The 14,408-nt window shown below is 66.9% G+C and carries 17 protein-coding genes and 1 tRNA gene; 6 read left to right on the forward strand and 12 right to left on the reverse strand.

The window, feature by feature from the left end:
• Position 1: 1 nt before the first annotated feature.
• From ACP2AH_RS09800 to ACP2AH_RS09815, 4 genes are all read right to left on the reverse strand, one after another.
• Complete coding sequence (locus tag ACP2AH_RS09800) at positions 2 to 622, reverse strand: LemA family protein (protein ID WP_425105629.1); 621 nt, start codon at positions 620 to 622, stop codon at positions 2 to 4.
• A 381-nt stretch (positions 623 to 1,003) separates the two neighbouring features.
• Positions 1,004 to 1,819, reverse strand: a complete 816-nt coding sequence (locus tag ACP2AH_RS09805) for an ATP-dependent Clp protease proteolytic subunit (protein WP_425105630.1) — start codon at positions 1,817 to 1,819, stop codon at positions 1,004 to 1,006.
• Between the two features lie 4 nt (positions 1,820 to 1,823).
• The gene (locus ACP2AH_RS09810) at positions 1,824 to 3,095 is read right to left on the reverse strand and encodes a hypothetical protein (protein WP_425105631.1); all 1,272 of its coding nucleotides are present in this window, start codon (positions 3,093 to 3,095) and stop codon (positions 1,824 to 1,826) included.
• Positions 3,096 to 3,256: 161 nt separating this feature from the next.
• Positions 3,257 to 3,826 (reverse strand): hypothetical protein, encoded by a 570-nt coding sequence (locus ACP2AH_RS09815; RefSeq protein ID WP_425105632.1) that lies wholly within the window; start codon positions 3,824 to 3,826, stop codon positions 3,257 to 3,259.
• Between the two features lie 227 nt (positions 3,827 to 4,053).
• On the opposite strand from ACP2AH_RS09815, the gene ACP2AH_RS09820 reads away from it, so the two are divergent.
• Positions 4,054 to 4,494 carry a hypothetical protein gene (locus ACP2AH_RS09820; protein ID WP_425105633.1) on the forward strand — a complete coding sequence of 147 codons (441 nt, stop codon included), beginning with the start codon at positions 4,054 to 4,056 and terminating at the stop codon, positions 4,492 to 4,494.
• 35 nt (positions 4,495 to 4,529) lie between these two features.
• Here the strand turns inward: ACP2AH_RS09820 and ACP2AH_RS09825 are convergent.
• A tRNA-Ala gene (locus ACP2AH_RS09825) sits at positions 4,530 to 4,605 on the reverse strand.
• 237 nt (positions 4,606 to 4,842) lie between these two features.
• Between ACP2AH_RS09825 and ACP2AH_RS09830 the strand changes: the two genes are divergently transcribed.
• Together ACP2AH_RS09830 and ACP2AH_RS09835 are read left to right on the forward strand one after the other, a co-directional pair.
• Positions 4,843 to 5,127, forward strand: a complete 285-nt coding sequence (locus tag ACP2AH_RS09830; RefSeq protein WP_244450303.1) for a YggT family protein — start codon at positions 4,843 to 4,845, stop codon at positions 5,125 to 5,127.
• Complete coding sequence (locus tag ACP2AH_RS09835) at positions 5,124 to 5,459, forward strand: DUF167 family protein (RefSeq protein WP_425105634.1); 336 nt, start codon at positions 5,124 to 5,126, stop codon at positions 5,457 to 5,459. Before ACP2AH_RS09830 ends, ACP2AH_RS09835 begins: the two co-directional genes overlap by 4 nt.
• 89 nt (positions 5,460 to 5,548) lie before the next feature.
• Here the strand turns inward: ACP2AH_RS09835 and ACP2AH_RS09840 are convergent, their stop codons facing one another.
• The 3 genes from ACP2AH_RS09840 to ACP2AH_RS09850 all read right to left on the reverse strand — a co-directional run bounded on the left by ACP2AH_RS09840 (position 5,549) and on the right by ACP2AH_RS09850 (position 8,408).
• Positions 5,549 to 6,058: an N-acetyltransferase family protein gene (locus ACP2AH_RS09840; RefSeq protein ID WP_425105635.1), complete on the reverse strand. Its 510-nt coding sequence runs from the start codon at positions 6,056 to 6,058 to the stop codon at positions 5,549 to 5,551.
• 159 nt (positions 6,059 to 6,217) lie between these two features.
• On the reverse strand, positions 6,218 to 8,047 hold the full coding sequence (typA, locus tag ACP2AH_RS09845; RefSeq protein ID WP_421699328.1) for a translational GTPase TypA: 1,830 nt from the start codon (positions 8,045 to 8,047) through the stop codon (positions 6,218 to 6,220).
• Positions 8,048 to 8,174: 127 nt separating this feature from the next.
• Entirely contained in the window at positions 8,175 to 8,408 is a 234-nt protein-coding gene (locus ACP2AH_RS09850) for a hypothetical protein (protein WP_425105636.1), read from the reverse strand.
• Between the two features lie 194 nt (positions 8,409 to 8,602).
• Between ACP2AH_RS09850 and ACP2AH_RS09855 the strand changes: the two genes are divergently transcribed.
• The gene (locus ACP2AH_RS09855) at positions 8,603 to 8,881 is read left to right on the forward strand and encodes a hypothetical protein (protein WP_425105637.1); all 279 of its coding nucleotides are present in this window, start codon (positions 8,603 to 8,605) and stop codon (positions 8,879 to 8,881) included.
• 22 nt (positions 8,882 to 8,903) lie between these two features.
• Here the strand turns inward: ACP2AH_RS09855 and ACP2AH_RS09860 are convergent, their stop codons facing one another.
• On the reverse strand, positions 8,904 to 10,031 hold the full coding sequence (locus tag ACP2AH_RS09860; RefSeq protein ID WP_425105638.1) for a site-2 protease family protein: 1,128 nt from the start codon (positions 10,029 to 10,031) through the stop codon (positions 8,904 to 8,906).
• 151 nt (positions 10,032 to 10,182) lie between these two features.
• On the opposite strand from ACP2AH_RS09860, the gene ACP2AH_RS09865 reads away from it, so the two are divergent.
• The gene (locus ACP2AH_RS09865; protein ID WP_425105639.1) at positions 10,183 to 10,680 is read left to right on the forward strand and encodes a pyridoxamine 5'-phosphate oxidase family protein; all 498 of its coding nucleotides are present in this window, start codon (positions 10,183 to 10,185) and stop codon (positions 10,678 to 10,680) included.
• Between the two features lie 18 nt (positions 10,681 to 10,698).
• Here ACP2AH_RS09865 and ACP2AH_RS09870 read toward each other — a convergent pair whose 3' ends face one another.
• Positions 10,699 to 11,586, reverse strand: a complete 888-nt coding sequence (locus tag ACP2AH_RS09870) for an AraC family transcriptional regulator N-terminal domain-containing protein (RefSeq protein WP_425105640.1) — start codon at positions 11,584 to 11,586, stop codon at positions 10,699 to 10,701.
• Positions 11,587 to 11,720: 134 nt separating this feature from the next.
• Between ACP2AH_RS09870 and ACP2AH_RS09875 the strand changes: the two genes are divergently transcribed.
• A complete protein-coding gene (locus ACP2AH_RS09875; RefSeq protein WP_425105641.1) occupies positions 11,721 to 12,473 on the forward strand; it encodes an SDR family NAD(P)-dependent oxidoreductase in 753 nt (250 codons plus the stop codon).
• 112 nt (positions 12,474 to 12,585) lie between these two features.
• On the opposite strand, the gene ACP2AH_RS09880 is transcribed toward ACP2AH_RS09875, so the two are convergent.
• Positions 12,586 to 13,815, reverse strand: coding sequence for an argininosuccinate synthase (locus tag ACP2AH_RS09880; protein ID WP_425105642.1), 1,230 nt, complete (start codon positions 13,813 to 13,815; stop codon positions 12,586 to 12,588).
• An 87-nt stretch (positions 13,816 to 13,902) separates the two neighbouring features.
• Positions 13,903 to 14,406, reverse strand: coding sequence for a hypothetical protein (locus tag ACP2AH_RS09885; RefSeq protein ID WP_425105643.1), 504 nt, complete (start codon positions 14,404 to 14,406; stop codon positions 13,903 to 13,905).
• Positions 14,407 to 14,408: the final 2 nt, after the last annotated feature.

Consider the following 14,408-nt stretch of genomic DNA (forward strand, 5'->3'; position numbering starts at 1 on the left):
GTCAGTTGAACTTCACCTGAGGCGCCTTCATCTGCTCTTCCGAGATGGTGAAGGTCTCCATCGGCTTGCTGCTGCGATAGAGCGTGCTCGCCCACAGCACGCCGGGGAAGGTGCGCAGCTCGGTATTATAGACGCGCACCGCCTCGATATAATCGCGCCGTGCCACGGCGATGCGGTTCTCCGTGCCTTCGATCTGCGCCTGCAGGGCGAGGAAGTTCTGATTGGCCTTCAGATCGGGATAGGCTTCGGACACCGCGATCAGCCGGCCGAGCGCACCGGAAAGCTGCGCCTGCGCCTGCTGAAACTGCTTGAACTGTTCGGGATCGGTAATGGTGGAAGCGTCCACCTTGATCGAGGTCGCCTGCGCCCGCGCCTGCGTCACCTGAGTCAGTACCTCGCTCTCGTGCTGAGCGTAGCCCTTCACCGTCTCGACGAGGTTGGGGATCAGCTCAGCGCGGCGCTGATACTGGTTCAGCACGTCGCTCCACGCTGCCTTCGCCTTTTCCTCATTGGTGGGAATGTTGTTCACGCCGCAGCCGGCGAGGCCGGTGGCCAGCATCACCAGCAGCAGCGGCGCCAAGAGGCGGCGGGAGAGCTCGGACAGGCGGGACAGATTCAGCATGACGGGCCCTTTCACCAGCGCAGCCGCCGCAGCGGCTCACCAATCATAGAGCGGAGCGGGTGACAGTTCACCTATTCCCGCGCGGCGCCACACCCCTGCCCGCTGAAAGAGGGCCCGACGCGTCAGGACTTGCCGCCGCGCTCGCCCAGCACGTTGAAGGCGATCATCATGGATATGGCGAAGCCCACGAGGAACAGGGCCGATGCGAAGGGAATGGGGAGAAAGCCGAGAGCGCTCATGGCACGTCCGTTCAGTGAGGCGCTGTATATAGGCGCGCCGGCCCGCTTCTGGATGACGCGCATCCATGCGGGCAAGCCATTGATGAATTGCAAAAATGACCGCGTCGGGGCGGATTTTTCACCAGGCTGCGACCTCTTGCCGTCAGGACGGTGATGTCACCAGCTTCAGCTCCCGCAATTCCGGCGCCGTGAAATAGAACATCTCCTGCGGCGGGGTCTCCATGGCGTTGATCCACACCCGCGGATCGACGCCCATATCGACGAGATGGCGCTGCGCCTCGGCGGAAACGCGCTGCGCCTGCGCCATGCCTTCGGCGCCGTCGAGGCGGGGCGTTCCCGGCGGCTGCGCGGCGAAAACCTGATGCACGCCGATCGCCGCGCCGGGCTCCGCCGTTCGCGCCACCCCCGCCGCGAAGATGAGCGGGCAGGAAGAGGCGCACAGGCCCGTTCGTTCGACACGGGTGTCGAGCCCGCGCGCGCGGATCGCCCGCCCCATGGCCAGCGCATCCGACACCGCCCCGCCGGGAGAGTTCAGCACGACGGTCTTCACATAGGAGCCGCGCTTGTTGAGTTCGGCCGTCAATCGCTCGGCCGTGCCGGGCGTGATGGTGCCGCGCGCTTCCAGCCGGCCATCGGCCAGCAATTCGAGGCTCATCGGCTGGCGCAGCGCGGAATCGGGCGCACGGCCGGGGCGGTCCTTCTCCGGCGCCGCCCGATCCGGACGGGCGGAAGGAAGATAGGGCACCGCTGGCGCCTCGGCCGGGGCGGAAGGGTTCGCGCCCGGGAGGACGGGCGGCGCCTGCTCGCGGTCATAGATATCCCACGCCACCGCCACCACCGACAGCACGACCAGGCTGCGGAAGATCGCCCGCAGCAGGGTCTCGTCCGGTCGGTCGCCGAGGGCGCGGCGCCATCGGGCCGGCGGAGGGGGAGGGGATGGCGGGGCGGCGGCATCCACAGGCTCAGTCCTTCTTGGCCCGGCCGGCGGGCAGAGGGGTCACGGTGGCGGCCGGCGACATCTCGGCCATGACCGCCTCGAAACTCTCCCCCTCCTCAGCCGATCGCCGCTCCTCGCCGACCTGCCGCGCCAGCCGCAACGCGGCGATGAGCTGCGCCGCCGACATCGTCTCCGCCTCGGCCGGCTGCTCCTCGCGACGAATCGCGGCGTGAACGACACACAGGATCAGCACCAGCACCGCCGGAAGCAGGTCGATGGAGATCGCCCCGGCCCAGCTCGGCAGGAAGTCGCTGGCATAGCGCACCACCGCCTCGGCGGTGGAGAGCGGCTGGAAGCGCGCGGGTTCCACCGTGCCGGTGCCGATGATCTTGTCGGCCGCCTGCGAGAGCGCGCTCGCCTGCGCCTGCACCGCCTTCTCGACGCTGCCGACGACCGTGCTCTGCCGCCCGGCGAGATCGGCGGTACGGCCATCGGCGGCGGGGGCGATGAAGCCGGTGACGAGATCGTCCGCCGCCCGTCGCACCGCCGGCGCCATGGAGGTCTGTTCCAGCGCGGCGATGGTGCCGATCAACGCCAGCGCCTCGGCGCCGAAGGCGTCCGAGCGGGCCTTGATGTCACCCTGGCCGGAAACGAATTCGCGCATGCGGGCGATCTGCGCGCTGCCCTCGGCATAGAACGCCTTGGCCCGCTCCCCGCTCGCCGCCACTTCGCGCGCGAGATCATCGAGCTGGCTCGACATCTGGCTCAGCAGCTGCACCACCGTGCCGGAGCCGCCGGTGCCGGTCAGAGCGCCGCCACGCTCGGCCTCCGCCAGTCGGGCGAAGCGGGTCGACGCCAATTGGATGTCGGGCAGCAGGCTTTGCGCGCCAAGCGCCCGGTTGTGCGCCGTGTCGAGGTCGCGCGTGTAGTTCTGCACTGTTACCGCGAGGTGCTGCTCGATCGCCGCCGCCCCGGCGAGCGCCGCCGCGTTCAGCCAGGACGACATGGCAATGATCATCAACGAGCCGAGCAGCATCGCCGCCGTCAGCCACAGCCGGCTCGCCACATCGCGCACATGTGGCAGGAAGCGCAGCAGGAACGACCAGAAGGCGTAGATGGCGACGGAAACCGCGCTCGAATAGATGATCGCGGCGAAGACGGTCATGACGGGCGGACCGTCGAGCAGTTCACGCACGCCGAGATAGGTGTAGACACCCGAGGCCAGCGCCAGCACGGCAAGCGTGAGGCGCATGGTCACGTCGAGCCCGGACACGCCTTCGCGCAGAGCCGATACCATTCAGGGAACCTTCGTGGAAAAACTTGGCTGATTTTGCCGGGCTTTACGCCCGCAATGTGACGCAGAGGCACGTGCAGCCTGCGCCAGCCGTCACAGCCCCGTGACCGGCACGTCGCGCCGGCTCTTCACTGGCCGCCCTTACGGCCCGCGGACACCCGCGGTCATTTGTCCGGACCATCGCCGGCGATCGGCCAGTCGAGTTCGGCGCAGCGGTGCCGCACCCATTCGGCCACGTCCGCCGGGCAGCGAATCCGCTTCAGGACCTTAAGGAAATCGGCCCGGTGCCGCTCGGCGGCGAGATAGTGGTAATGCACCAGCACTGCCTTGCCGGGGTCGAAGGGAAAGCGGGGCCGGAAAGACAAGAGCGGCTGCCGCGCCTCGGCGAAAATGTGCAGGGGAATGTTGTAGGCGTTGTCATAGAGGAGGATGTCGTCGGTCTTGGCCCGGATCGCCGCTGACAATGCCGCCTGGCTGGATCCCCACCAGCTCGCCGCCTCGGGGCCGGTATTGCCGCCGGAGGCATAAATCTGCGTGGCTGCCGGCGCAGGGCGGAGATTGCGGCGGCAGCGACGCAGAAGATCCGCTTCGTTTCCGCCAGAATGCCAAGTGAGCGCCGCGCGACGAGAAAGCCCCCATTGTAGGAGGCGCGGATGGTGGTGCGGCAGCAGGTTGTCTGGACAATGGGCAGCCGGTTGAGCGGAATGCCGGCCAGAGCGCAGATCTCGGCCCAATAGAGGTCGAAGGCGTCCGCCTCGCCGGCGCTTGCCGTGCCCTTGCAGTCCACCGGCCGGACACCCGCGCCCGCTTCGAGAAAGCTCGGTGGCCGGATGAAGAGGGTATCGGTGTCGAGAACACAGAGGTAGCGCGTTGTCAGGCTGCCCTCGGCCCAGGCTCCCGCAACGATCCGGTTGATCGGCCCATAGGTGCTACCGGTCGTGTTGAGGGGGAGCGCGACGACGTGGACCCCGAGCCCAAGCAGAGCTTTCTCGACATCCGGCGCCACGGGAAACTCGGGTCGGGGCGAGACGGCCCAGATTGCGCAGCGCGCATAGGCGCCGCCGCGGCGGCGCAGGCTCTCGCAGAGCAGAAGCGCCTGCGAACCGAGCGCGTTGCCTTCGACGCAGATCAGAAAAGACAGATCCTCGGGGGCAATCGCCGCCCGCCGCTCACCGGCGACGCCCGCGCTTTGGACGTCCCTGGTCGCAAACAACGTCATGCCGACTCCCGCGCGCAGCAGCTCGCTCGCGCCTTCGGCCAGAACGCGGCAATGCGCTGGTTGCAGAACACATCCCCGAGCCGCGCGCAGAGGTCTCTTCACCTAAACCAGCGCGCAAGAGCGCGGATGGCCGAGGCCTATGCGTTAGAGCCATCGGCGTACCAGACGGCGCGGCGGTTTTAAGGATGTGATTTTGAGGTGGTCGCCTGGAGAAGACCTGGTGGAGCCGAGGGGATTTGAACCCCTGACCTCTGCAGTGCGATTGCAGCGCTCTCCCAACTGAGCTACGGCCCCAAGCCTCAGGCCGCGCCTTGTACGTTCGCCGCCGGGGCTGTGTCAAGGCGGCTCGGTGCGCTTGGCGCACAGGGCTGTGAATCAGGGTTGCCGCAATGCAGCGGCAGCATTAAGCATCGTGACGGACGGCGCTTTGGCGGCCGATCCGGGCCGGTGGAAAAGCCGGCTCGGCAGCTCGGTCTCCAGTCTGACGAGACACGTCCGCGCCGTGCTCCCGCCCCTGTTCCGAGGCTGCCGATGTATTCGATTCTCTGGCTGTTCGACACGCTGATCACGCTTTATGTCTGGATCCTCATCGCCTCGGCCATCCTGTCCTGGCTGGTTGTGTTCAACGTGGTCAACGCGCACAACCCCATCGTCCGCAGCATCGGCGAATTCCTCTGGCGGGTGACCGAGCCGGTGTTGGCGCCGCTGCGGCGTGTGCTGCCCAATCTCGGCGGCATTGATGTCTCGCCGGTCATCCTGATCATCCTGCTCTATTTCATCCGCAACCTGGTGTTCGAACTCGTCGCCGGCTCGTGACCGCGCCCCTTGCGGCGCTGCCCTGGACACTGACGGCCGAGGGGGTGACGGTGACGGTGCGCGCCACCCCGCGCGGCGGGCGCGATGCGATTGACGGCATCGTCGAACTCGGCGACGGGCGGCGCGCGCTGAAAGCGCGTGTCAGTGTCGCCGCCGAGGACGGCAAGGCCAATGCCGCGCTAGCGAAACTGCTGGCCAAGGCGGCCGGTCTCGCGGCCTCGCGGGTGGAACTGCTGGCGGGCGCGACGGGCCGGACCAAGAGCTTTCGGCTTGCCGGCAACGCGCAGGAGATCGCCGCCCGGCTGACGCGCCTCGCCGACGCTGCCGGCTGATCAATTCTGCAAGGTCGCTGGAGCCTGATCCGATCAGGTTGAAGCAACCTGATCGGTGGATCAGTCTCTAAGTTATGCTCGAAGAGGCGTCAGGCGTTCCAGCCGAAGGCCAGTTTCTCCAGCGCGCGGCCGCCGAAGCTCTCGGTGGAACGCGCGACGCCCATGCCGCCCATGGCGCGGTAGAAACCCACGGCCGGCTCGTTGGCCGCCAACGCCCACACGGCCAGCCCGTCAAAACCGGCACTGGCGAGTTCCTTGCGCGCATCTTCGAACAGGCGGCGCCCGAAGCCCAGCCCCTGATATTCCGGCCGCAGATAAAGCTCGTAGATCTCGCCCTCGAAGGGCAGCCCGCGCGCCCGGTTGCGCCCGACATTGGCATAGCCGGCCACGGCGTCGCCGAAGGTGAGGACAATGACGCGCGAACCGCGCTTCAGCGCGGTGTGCCACCAGGCGGGGCCCCGGCGCTGGATCATCTTCTCCAGCTCGGCGCCGGGGATGAGGCCGCGATAGGCCACCCGCCATGCCGCATCGTGGATATCGGCAATGTCGCCTGCATCGGCCAGGCGCGCCCGGCGTGTCTCGACGAGAAGCGTGCTCATGAACTGATGGGAGCAAATGCGCTCCGCGGGATCAAGGGCTTTCCGCAGCGTCGGGGCGATCGTTCCACCGCACCGTGGCGCCGGGGTCACGCTCCGGCCCCATGAAAAAGGCCTGCCCGCGCAGGCGGACAGGCCTTTCATCCCTTGCCGACGCTGGCGTCAGACGCCTTCGGCTTCCTTGCGGCGCTCCTCGCGCTTGCGCTCATTGGGATCGAGGAAGCGCTTGCGGATGCGGATGGACTTCGGCGTCACCTCGACCAGCTCGTCATCCTGAATCCAGGCCAGCGAGCGCTCCAGCGTCATGCGGATCGGCGGGGTGAGGCGCACCGCTTCGTCCTTCGAAGTGGTGCGGATGTTGGTGAGCTTCTTGCCCTTGAGAACGTTCACTTCCAGATCGTTCTCGCGGTTGTGCTCGCCCACGATCATGCCCTGATAGACCTTCCAGCCGGGCTCGATCATCATCGGGCCGCGGTCCTCGAGGTTCCACAGCGCGTAGGCCACGGCTTCGCCCGCCTCGTTGGAGATCAGCACGCCGTTGCGGCGGCCGGGGATCTCGCCACGATGCGGCTGATAGGCGTGGAACAGCCGGTTCATGATGGCGGTGCCGCGCGTGTCGGTCATCAGCTCGCCCTGGTAGCCGATGAGGCCACGGGTGGGGGCGTAGAACACCAGGCGCTGGCGGCTGCCGCCCGAAGGCTTCATCTCCACCATTTCGGCCCGGCGCTCGGACATCTTCTGCACCACGACGCCGGAATATTCCTCATCGACGTCGATCAGCACTTCTTCGATCGGCTCAAGAATCTCGCCGGTCGCCTCGTCCTTCGAGAACACCACGCGCGGACGCGACACGGCGATTTCGAAGCCTTCGCGGCGCATGGTCTCGATCAGCACCGAGAGCTGCAATTCGCCGCGACCGGAGACGAAGAACGAATCCTTGTCGGAGGATTCTTCGATCTTCAGCGCGACATTGCCTTCGGCCTCGCGCAGCAGGCGGTCGCGAATGACGCGGCTCGTCACCTTGTCGCCCTCGGTGCCGGCGAGCGGCGAATCGTTGACGATGAAGGACATAGTGACGGTCGGCGGATCGATCGGCTGCGCCTTGAGCGGCTCGGACACTTCGAGCGCGCAGAAGGTGTCGGCCACCGTGCCCTTGGAAAGGCCGGCAATGGCGATGATGTCGCCCTGCACGCCTTCCTCGATCGGCTGGCGCTCAATACCACGGAAGGCGAGAATCTTGGAGACGCGGCCCTGCTCGACGAGCGAGCCGTCCTGCGCCAGAACCTTGATGGACTGGTTCGGCTTGATCGAACCGGAGGTGATGCGCCCGGTGATCATGCGGCCGAGGAAGGGGTTGGCTTCCAGCAGCGTGCCGATCATGCGGAACGGGCCATCATCGACGGTCGGCTCGGGCACATGCTTGAGCACGAGATCGAACAGCGGGGCCATGCCCTCGTCCTGCGGGCCTTCCGGCGAATGCGCCATCCAGCCATTGCGGCCGGACCCGTAGAGAATGGGGAAGTCGAGCTGGTCGTCATTGGCGTCGAGCGCGGCGAAGAGGTCGAACACCTCGTTGATGACTTCCTGCGCGCGGGCGTCCGAGCGGTCGACCTTGTTGATCGCCACGATCGGGCGCAGGCCGACCTTCAGCGCCTTGCCGACCACGAATTTGGTCTGCGGCATCGGGCCTTCGGCGGCGTCGACCAGCACGATGGCGCCGTCCACCATGTTGAGGATGCGCTCCACCTCGCCGCCGAAATCGGCGTGGCCGGGGGTGTCGACGATGTTGATCCGGGTGTCCTTCCAGACCACCGAGGTGGCCTTGGCGAGGATGGTGATGCCGCGCTCCTTTTCGAGATCGTTCGAATCCATCACACGCTCGGCGACGCGCTGGTTCTCGCGGTAGGAACCGGACTGCTTCAGCAGTTCGTCCACCAGCGTGGTCTTGCCGTGGTCGACGTGGGCGATGATGGCGATGTTGCGCAGCTTCATATGAAAACACCAAAAAGCGGGCCCGAAGTCTTCGGACCCGCGTGAATTTTGCGGCGCACTATACTCACAAAGCCCGCAAGATCAACGACGGAAGCGGTGCGCTCCGCCGTCGCGGACGAAAAAGCGATCAATGGTCGCGCCGCAATTCCCACAGCCGGCGGATCTGCGCGGGCTTGAGGATTTCGCCCTCGGCCGTGCGCAGCCACGCCACCTCGCGGTGGGAAGGCGACTGGGTCATGGCAAAGGCGACCGCATCTTCCACCGAGCCGAATTCATAGGAATCGGGCCATTTGTCAGGGGCATCCACAGTGTGGGAGGGCGGCCAGTATTGCAGCCGGACGGGCTCGTGAACGTGGGTCATGAACCTACTCCTCGGCGCGCCAGAGATCGGGAAACGCCGCCGCGCCCGCGCGCTGGAACAAGGCGCGACGTTGCCGACAACGCGCGGGGCCGCCCAAGGTTCCGTGCCGGGTAATCGGCGCGCGCGGCCGCCTCAAACCCTTGAAGCCACCCGCTTTGGCCCCACCTTGAAGCTGTCAGACACAGGAGTGGGCCATGGTTCAGGACAGCCGCAAGCCGGGCGAGCCGGAATATACCGAAGCCGAGATCGACGAGAGCGTCGAGGACACCTTCCCCGCCAGCGATCCGCCGGCACTTGGCGGCATCACCGGCGACGTGCCACCCTCCGATGGCGGCGTTCCCGGCGGCACTGAGGTCATCCCGCCGGCCCATCACGCCAGCGACGCGGACGTCGACGAGGCGCTGGACGAGAGCTTTCCCGCCAGCGACCCGCCCTCCTTCACCGGCGTGACCGGCGTCAAGGAAGCCGGCTAGACCTCACGGCTCGCCCGCGCTTTCACGCCACAGGCCGCGCGGGCGGACTGCGCTTCGCCCACGGCCCGAAGCGGGCGTCTGGCTGGGCGGCGCGCAGCATCATCATCTCGCCGACATTCTCCGGCGAGAGCAGGCCGACCAGCCTTCCGCCGGCATCCACCACGCCGACCACCGGCGCGCCGCGCTGGGTGATCAGCGCCAGCGCACGGTCGAGCGGGGTACGGGTGCCCACCGTCGGCACCTCCGCCATCGCTTCCAGCACCGAGGCGCCGGGGCCCTGCGCCTGCAGCGCGCGGATCATGGCGTCACGGGTCAGCACGCCGCGCAGATGGACCGCGCCGTCGACGATGGGAAACTCCTTCTGGGTGGTGCGGATCAGCGCCTCCGCCGCGTCGCCGACGCTCGCCGTCGGGCCCAGCGTCTCGAACTGGGTGATCATCGCGTCTTCCACCAGCAGGCCCTGCGCCACCTGCTTCATCTGCACCTGCCCGGCCTCGCCGGACGCTGCGAGAAACACGAAGACCGCGATGATGATCAGCATCGGGTTGCCGAAAATGCCGAGCACGCCGAGGCCGATGGCAAGGCCCTGGCCGATGGAGGCCGCCGTCTGCGTCGCCTGCGCGTGGCTCATCCGCATTGCCAGTAGCGCCCGCAGCACCCGCCCGCCATCCATGGGAAAGGCGGGAATGAGATTGAAGACCACGAGAAAGATATTGGCGGCCGCGAGCTTGGCCAGCAGGCTCACCTGCGGGTTTTCGATGCTCTCAATGTGCTCGACCCCGACATTGCCGCCGAGGAAGAGCAGCAGCACGGCGGCGATGACCACATTCACCGCCGGCCCGGCCAGCGCCACCACCAATTCTTCCGACGGCTTTTCCGGGATGCGCTCCAGCCGGGCGATGCCGCCGAAGGGCCAGAGGGTCACCTCCGGCGTCTTCACCCCATAGCGCCGCGCCGCGAAGATATGGCCGAATTCGTGCAGCAGCACACAGAGGAAAAGCAGCGCCACAAAGGCGACGCCGTCCCAAGCCGCGCCCGCCCCGCCCCGCTGGTAATACGCGACCCAGATCCAGGCGAGGAACAGCAGGAAGGTCACATGAATGCGGACCGCGGTGCCATAGACATATCCGACGGTGAGCGACCAGGCCATGAGCGTCTCCTTGCGTGGGTTCGCTAGCATAGCGAGAGCGCCGCCACATGACAGCGGAACAGCACGGATGCCGCAGGCGGATCGCCGCACGACGCGAGGAACCAGCGCAGAGGCTCCGGGTTCTCCCCTCGAACCCGAGGAGGCTTTTTACATGGATGACAAGACCACCGCCGAAGCCATCGACCGCGTTTGGGAGATGATGGAGGATATGCGCATCTGCATGCTCGTCACCCGCGAGGGCGAAACGCTGCGCGCCCGGCCGATGGACGCCCATCCCTCGCGCGAGGAAGGCTGCGTCTGGTTCCTTTCCGACCGTCGCGGCCACAAGGACGACGAGGTGGAGCGGGACCCGCAGGCCGCGCTGACCTTCGCCAAGCCGGGCGACAACAACTACCTCTCCGTCTCCGGCCAGGCCGAAGTCTCCAACGACCGGGCCAAGATCGACGAATTGTGGAGCGAAATGAACAAGGCGTTCTGGCCGCAGGGCAAGACCGACCCGAATATCTGCGTGCTGCGCTTCATCCCCGACCAGGCGGAATATTGGGACGGTCCGTCCAATTCCATTGGCGTGCTGTTCAAGATGATGGCGGCGCGTCTCTCCGGCTCCACCACCGATCTCGGTGAGAATCGCAAGGTGCCGCTGGACTGAGACCGCGCTTCACGACATTCAGGCGGCGCGCATCTGCTCCCGCGCCGCCTTCACGTCCCGCACCGGCGGCGCACCGAACAGGCGTCCATATTCGCGGGTGAATTGCGGCACGCTTTCATAGCCAACCGCAAAGGCCGCCATGCTGGCGGACGCCCCTTCCGCCGCCATCAGCCGCCGCGCCTCGATCAGCCGAAGCTGCTTCTGGAATTGCAGCGGCGACAGCGAGGTGACGGCGCGGAAATGCTGGTGGAAGGTGGAGACGCTCATTCCCGCCACCTCCGCGAGTCGGTTCACCGGCAAGGGCTTGGCGAACTCCGCGCGCAGCAGCGCCACCGCGCGGCCGATGCGCTGGGCGTGACTGTCCGGCCAGCCGAGCCGGCGAATGGCGGCGCCGTGCCGCCCGGCCAGCAGCCAGTAATGCATCTCGCGAATGAGCGGCGCCTGAAGCACCGGCAGCGCGGCGGGACGATCGAGCAAGTGCAGCAGCCGCAGCGCCGCGCCCGCCACCTCGCCATCGGTCGGGTCGACCCGCACAGGGTCCGCCGCCCCGGCCAGCGCCGGTCCCATTTCCCGCGCCAGCTCAGCGACGATGGCAAGGTCCAGCTCCAGCACCAGCGACACATAGGGCGCGGAAGGGCCTGCCTTGGTGATCTGGCTGACGATCGGCACGTCGGCGGTGATCAGGAGCGAATCGCCGGCACCGAGAGAAAAATCCCGCCCTCCCATCGTCACCTGCTTGGCGCCCTGCACGACCAGGCAGACCAGCGGCCGAGCGATGGCATGACTGACGCCCGACGGGGCGGTGACGCGGAAAAACATGACGCCGGGGATCGGGGTCGTGGCGATGCCGTTGGCATCGGCGTGAAGCCGGCCGTGCCGATCCATGATGTCGAGCAGCGTTGTCATGCCGGCATGCTAGCCCGGCGGCCGAGAAAGGAAAGCACCTTCGGAGAAATAGGCAAGAAGCTCCGCCGATCCGGCAACCCCGGCCGCGCGCCGCGCGTCATATCTGTCTCACCCCAATGACAGGAGACGGACCCATGACGATCACCCTCATCACCGGCGGGAGCCGCGGGCTCGGCCGCAACACCGCCCTCAGCGTGGCCCGGCGCGGCGGCGACGTGGTCTTGACCTATCACAGCCGCGCCGAGGACGCGCAGGCCGTGGTGGCCGAGATCGAGGCGCTGGGCCGCAAGGCGGTGGCGCTGCAGCTCGACACCGGGCGGATCGCCGACTTCCCCGCCTTCGCGGAGAAGCTGCGCGCCGCCCTTTCAGAAGTCTGGGGCCGCGAGAGCTTCGACCATCTCGTCAACAATGCCGGCCATGGCGATTATGCGTCCATCGCCGACACCACCGAGGCGCAGTTCGACCGGCTGGTCGACGTGCATGTGAAAGGCGTGTTCTTCCTCACCCAGACGCTGCTGCCGCTGATCACTGATGGCGGGCGCATCGTCAATTTCTCCTCCGGCCTCACCCGCTTCGCCTATCCCGGCTATGCCGCTTATGCGGCGATGAAGGGCGCGGTGGAAGTGCTCACCCGCTATATGGCCAAGGAACTCGGGGCGCGCAGCATCGCCGTCAACACGGTGGCGCCGGGCGCGATCGAGACCGATTTCGGCGGCGGCGCGGTGCGTGACAATGCCGAGATCAACAAGCAGCTCGCCGGCATCACCGCGCTCGGCCGCGTCGGCGTGCCTGATGATATCGGCCCGATGGTGGCAAGCCTCCTGTCGCCCGACAATCGCTGGGTCACCGCCCAGCGCATCGAGGTGTCGGGCGGTCAGGCGATCTGAGGACGTCTCTCACACCCCCTCATGCCCGGGCTTGACCCGGGCACCCAGGGTCAGTGCGCGCCGGAAACTCTGGGTCCCCGGGTATCTCCGGGCATGACTTCGCTCGACAACTTCAGCCCCGGACCTTGCGGTCGCGATTGGCCAGCGTGCGCAGGCGCAGCGCGTTCAGCTTGATGAAGCCGGCCGCGTCGCGGTGGTCATAGGCCACCGCGCCTTCTTCGAAGGTCACGAGGTCCTGATTGTACAGCGAATAGGGCGAGGAGCGGCCGACCACCTCGACATTGCCCTTGTAGAGCTTGAGCCGAACCTCGCCGGTGACAAATTCCTGGCTCTTGTCGATCAGCGCCTGCAGCATCTCGCGCTCGGGCGAGAACCAGAAGCCGTAATAGATCAGCTCCGCATAGCGGGGCATGATGTCGTCTTTCAGATGCGCCGCGCCGCGGTCGAGCGTGATGCTCTCAATGCCGCGATGCGCCTGCAGAAGGATCGTGCCGCCGGGGGTCTCGTAGACGCCGCGCGACTTCATGCCGACGAAGCGGTTCTCGACGAGGTCGAGCCGGCCGATGCCATTGGCCTTGCCGAGTTCGTTGAGCTTGGTCAGCAGCGTGGCGGGGGAGAGCTTCTCGCCATCAATGGAGACCGCGTCGCCCTTCTCGAAGCCGACGGTGATGTAGGTCGCCTTATCAGGCGCCGCCTCGGGCGAGATGGTACGCTGGTAGACATATTCCGGCGCTTCCTCGGCCGGGTCTTCCAGCACCTTGCCCTCGGAAGAGGAGTGCAGCAGGTTGGCGTCGACCGAGAACGGCGCCTCGCCGCGCTTGTCCTTGGCGATCGGAATCTGGTGCGTCTCGGCGAATTCCAGCAGACGGGTGCGCGAGGTCAGCTCCCATTCGCGCCACGGCGCGATCACCTTGATCTCCGGCTCCAGCGCGTAATAGGAGAGCTCGAAGCGCACCTGGTCGTTGCCCTTGCCGGTGGCACCATGCGCCACAGCATCGGCACCCACCTTGCGGGCGATCTCGATCTGCTTCTTCGAGATCAGCGGCCGGGCGATGGAGGTGCCGAGCAGGTACAGCCCCTCATACAGCGCATTGGCGCGAAACATCGGGAACACGTATTCGGAGACGAATTCCTCGCGCACGTCCTCGATGAAGATGTTTTCCGGCTTGATGCCGAGCAGCTCGGCCTTCTTGCGCGCCGGCTCCAGCTCCTCACCCTGGCCGAGATCGGCGGTGAAGGTCACCACCTCGCAGCCATAGGTGGTCTGCAGCCATTTGAGGATCACCGAGGTGTCGAGACCGCCCGAATAGGCGAGCACCACCTTCTTCACATCGTTCGCCATATCACGTTCCGCAGGAAAGGAGCCGAGCCCGGAAGGGCGCGCGGACTATAGGCATGGCGCGCGCCGGTGCAAGCGTTGCAACAGCGCTCAGGGCGCCGTGGGGGGAGCGGGCTGGGCCGGCGGCAGCGGCGCGGCGGGCTGCGCGGGGCCCAGCGGCTTCCAGAAACCAGCGCTCCATCCCGCCACCGCCCAATAGACCAGCCCTCCGGCGAGGCCAGCGCCGAGAATGTAGAGCATGCCGTTGAACGGCACGGGCGCATCCGGATAGGGCGGGAAAATCTGTGCCGCGATCAAGGCCGAGACCGCGCCATTGGCGACGTGAAACATCCAGGAGCGCACCGCGAACGCCTCGGCGAAGAGCACGCCGATCAGCGCGAGACCGCCCATCAGGACGACAATGGCCATCATCGCAAAGGCGGCGGTGGTCAGCGCATCCGCCAGCGCCACCGCCTCGATCTCGGTCGCGCCGGAGATCAGGTCGCCCAGCTGCCAGTAACCGACAAGGATGATGGCCAGCGCGGCGATCATTCCCGCCACGCCGCCGAGCGGCACGATGAGGAGACGCAGCAGCAGCCGCAGCAGATTGTCCATGT

It is taken from the genome of Ancylobacter sp. (assembly GCF_965249975.1).
Lineage (GTDB): Bacteria > Pseudomonadota > Alphaproteobacteria > Rhizobiales > Xanthobacteraceae > Ancylobacter.